3 protein-coding genes are annotated in these 3,989 nt (G+C 34.3%); 1 reads left to right on the top strand and 2 read right to left on the bottom strand.

What is annotated here, in order from left to right; genetic code table 11:
• Together A3O17_RS05270 and A3O17_RS05265 are read right to left on the bottom strand one after the other, a co-directional pair.
• The coding region (locus tag A3O17_RS05270) for a prealbumin-like fold domain-containing protein (RefSeq protein ID WP_064572384.1) at positions 1–1,802 on the bottom strand (1,802 nt) is incomplete at its 3' end.
• 385 nt (positions 1,803–2,187) lie between these two features.
• Entirely contained in the window at positions 2,188–3,222 is a 1,035-nt protein-coding gene (locus A3O17_RS05265) for a family 20 glycosylhydrolase (RefSeq protein WP_191979121.1), read from the bottom strand.
• 464 nt (positions 3,223–3,686) lie between these two features.
• On the opposite strand from A3O17_RS05265, the gene A3O17_RS05260 reads away from it, so the two are divergent.
• A partial coding sequence (locus A3O17_RS05260; protein ID WP_191979380.1) for a transposase family protein occupies positions 3,687–3,989 on the top strand: 303 nt, incomplete at its 3' end.

Genomic DNA, 3,989 nt, shown 5'->3' with positions numbered 1-3,989 from the left:
TTCTTTAAGCTTGATGACTTCTTGCTGCTTGAAGCAACTTTCTTACTTGAACTCTTTAAGCTTGATGATTTCTTGCTGCTTGAAGCAACTTTCTTGCTTGAGCTCTTTAAGCTTGATGACTTCTTACTGCTTGAAGCAATCTTCTTGCTTGAGCTCTTTAAGCTTGATGACTTCTTGCTGCTTGAAGCAACTTTCTTACTTGAACTCTTGATTGAACTTGAGCTCTTCTTGCTGCTTGAAGCAATCTTCTTACTTGAACTCTTTAAGCTTGATGACTTCTTGCTGCTTGAAACCTTCTTGCTTGAACTACTCATTGATGAGCTTGAACTTGCAATTGGCTTATCCACAATAATATTATCTTTTGTTTCACTACCGTTAATAGTGATTACAGGCTTATCATTAACAATCTTTACTGTGATTGTATCATTGTTTACCTTGTATCCTTTTGGTGCCTTAATTTCTTTAACAGTGTATGTTTCACCATTTGTTAAGTTAGTGAATTTAACCATTCCGGTTGCACTTGAGGTTACCGTTTGATCTTGACCATTACCTGTTAATTCAAAAGTTGCTCCTGGAAGAGCTACCCCATCTGAGTTTTGCTTATCAAAAACAACACCATCTTTTGGTTGAGTACCCCAAATATCATTACTCCACGTATTGGCAACTATTCCTTGTGCTGTATTAGTCTTTGATCCATCAGGGTTGGTCTGGTTAGCTTCGTTATCCCATTGAGTTGTAACTTCATCAGAAGATAACTTTGTTTGATAAGTAATTGTATATGCAATGGTCTTGTATGTGGCATTTGGTCCAAATGAAATTCCACCTGATGCCCCATTAGTAGTAATCGTGTTGTTATCACTTAATGCGGTTGCAACATTGGCATCATTAATTTGTAATGTAAATCCATTTGAACTTGTTGTGTATGAACCTAAACCACTATTTTTCAAGTCATTACTTGAAATTCCAGTTGCACCACTCATATCGCGGACAATCGTAATGTTTTCCCATTGTCCATTTGGTAATTCACCAAAGAACTTAATATGGAATGTATCTGGCAAAAATGTTTGGCCATCTTTTGCAACGTCGGAAATTGTTGTCGTTCCTGGTTTACCTAATACACCATGAACTTGCCAATTAATGTTACCTGTCTTAGTATCAATTGCACCTGATTTAGAAACTTGACCTGTTGGCATAACAATATTTGGTGTTCCACCTTGTTGAATACCTGAAGTATCTCCTGAAGGAACCGTTTGACCGACAGAAACCGTTGGCGTCGGTAAACTTCCGCCTTGCGGCCATGGATTGGTTTGCGTTGGATTTGTTCCTTTTTCAACGGAAATGATTCCTGTGAATTGGAAATCTCCTCCGTCAATCGTCTTTAATCCAGCGGCAGTTTTATTGAATGTAATTGTTACTCCCGTCTTAGTTACCTCAACGGTACCCATATCCTTACCATTATCAGGATCATTAGGGTTATCAGGGTTATTATAAATTAATGGTTGTGAGTGTGGAATCCCTTGAATACCTGCACCGTTTTGAGTAGCTTGAGGGAAGTTAATTGTGATTGTATCTCCTGCTTTAACAGGATAATCTTTCTTTCCACTGAAGTGAACGTGAAATGTAACTTTTTGACCTGGTTTAGCAGTTCCAATATTCGTTGTAACTGAATCAACCATTGAATTCGTCACATCGGCAGCTTCGACTCTACCACAATTACTCCAGTTTAACGCTGGAGTAATTGCAAGCAAAATCGAAGCAACTACTGTAATAAGCCGTAGAAGCTTTGCTTTTGCTTTATCCAATTTTACACTTACCTCTTTCTTTTTATTGACATCCAGCAAGAAGAAACTTTTGATTACCCTAAAAGTCAAGTCATTGATCTTTTAAGACTATGAAGAAGTTTTGCAGTATCATGGCTTAACCCACTCACATGTCAAGCCGAAATTTCTTCATGCCACATGCCGACATTAATTATATATATATATATATGTATGTCAACATTTATTTTCTAATCAGTGTGAATTTTTATCAGAAATAATCTAAAACATCCCTCAATAATTCGAATAATAAATTCCGATTTCAATCAATAATTAAACGGCATGTAAAAACGACCATTCGCTTCACAAGTGTTTTTCTTAAGTATTATTTAAATCTATTTGTATTTAAAAATATTATTTTTGATAAACTCTAATTTAATTTTTTTATTAAATAAAGTAACCGCTTAAAATCAAAATGTTGATTTTCACCCCATAAACAAACTAATTGACCATCAGTTGCGACTTCATTTTGATTACTCTTTGCATTATTTTCCCAAGATTGTGAATCAATTAAATCGAAATTTTTAACATTATTTTGATTGAATTGATTTACAAAGTATTCGATTTTTGAAGAGTTATTTAAATTTTCCAAATCGAAATAATTATATTCCGCATTCGCATTAATCAATGGGTGGTTAATTAAATCAACAACTGTTGCCCGTTCATTAAAGGCCGTCTGCAAGTCTTGTTTTGCGGAATTTGCGCCAGCTTGCGCCCAATATGCAACTGTAATTTTGTTACTCAAATCAGCATTTTTCATAATCGAGTCATTCCAGATAATTGAGCGGTATCCATGATGATTTTCAAAGGTATTCAGTTCATTAAAATACTTCATTAACGCCCGATTATGGTTTCCACTAGCAGCAATCTCATCGCCACCAAGCAATATATATGGGTATTGTTGTTTGTGACATGCAGTATTAATTTCTTCATTGATTTTCTGAACAAATTTTTCTGTTTTATGACTTAAATAGTTTAAAGTATTGTCATTCAACATAATTTGTTGCGCCAATTTAGGATGATGCACCTTTAATAACTTAATCAATGCCTTACAATGCCCGGGAGTATCAAAATCTGGAACAAGCATTAGGTGATGCCGCTGAGCATTTGCCGTAAGCTCTTTTAAATCATTAACACTTAATGCTTTCGGATCATTCTGGTTTCCAATTATTTTTGAACGAAATGAAACATGTTGATCATCATTTAAATGTAAAACAATGTAACTAAACTTTTGGGGATTAATTTGATCAATAATTTGATTAATTTGTTGTTTATTTAATTGACACCTTGCAACATCTAGCAATATTCCGTTCCGCTCACTAATTTTTGTATAATTGATTTGATCTTCTTTTTGAGTTAATTGACCGTTAGTTACCGCAAAAATATTTTCAGAAAAAAGTACCAAGCTTAAAAGCACCACTAATAATATTTTTAACCTCTTCAATTTTCAAATTTCCTCTTCGATCTTCTAATATTCTTCTTTATTCAGTTTAACTACATTTTTCAAGTTCATTCAACTAGTCCTTTTCTTAATTTGATTTAAAAAAATAGGAGGTGTGACAAAACGTTAAAAACGAGCGTGGTAGAAGCAGAAAAACGAACGAATTGCGAGCATAGATTCGGAGGTTTTCGAACTTCCCTAGCTTCGCATCGTAGTTCGTTTGTTTTTGAACCCGATTATGCGTGTATAGCAAAGTGGTTGCGACTTATGTCACAACCTCTCTAACAAAAAAGGGTCTATAACATTTAGTATTGGTGAAAATATCATCAATACTATTTTTTTGACTTTTAGGTAAAATAAAAAGGACATTCCTGTCCTTCTATAATACAATTAAAGCGACCAAACTCTATTGAAAGAGGTGTTAGGAAATGTCCATAAGTAATTCTATCTTAAAATTGGTCGGAATTGAAGATAAGAATATCAAAATTAATGATATTTCTCATCAGACTATTAATGGGGTTCAATGTCATATTATTGAAGCCAAACTTTCCTACGACATTGAACGTTGTGAAAATTGCGGATTCCCCGATGTAATTAAAAATGGAACACGTCAAACAAAGATCCGCTTAAGTAGTTTTAATGGTGATCGTTATATTCTCAAACTGGCTAAACAACGTTATCGGTGTTACCATTGTAACTCCACCTTTGGTGCTAAAACTGATATTGTTGAA

Origin of the sequence: Ligilactobacillus aviarius, from assembly GCF_001654615.1 — a bacterium.
GTDB classification, from domain to species: domain Bacteria; phylum Bacillota; class Bacilli; order Lactobacillales; family Lactobacillaceae; genus Ligilactobacillus; species Ligilactobacillus aviarius_B.
This window is presented reverse-complemented; position numbering and strand designations above follow the sequence as displayed.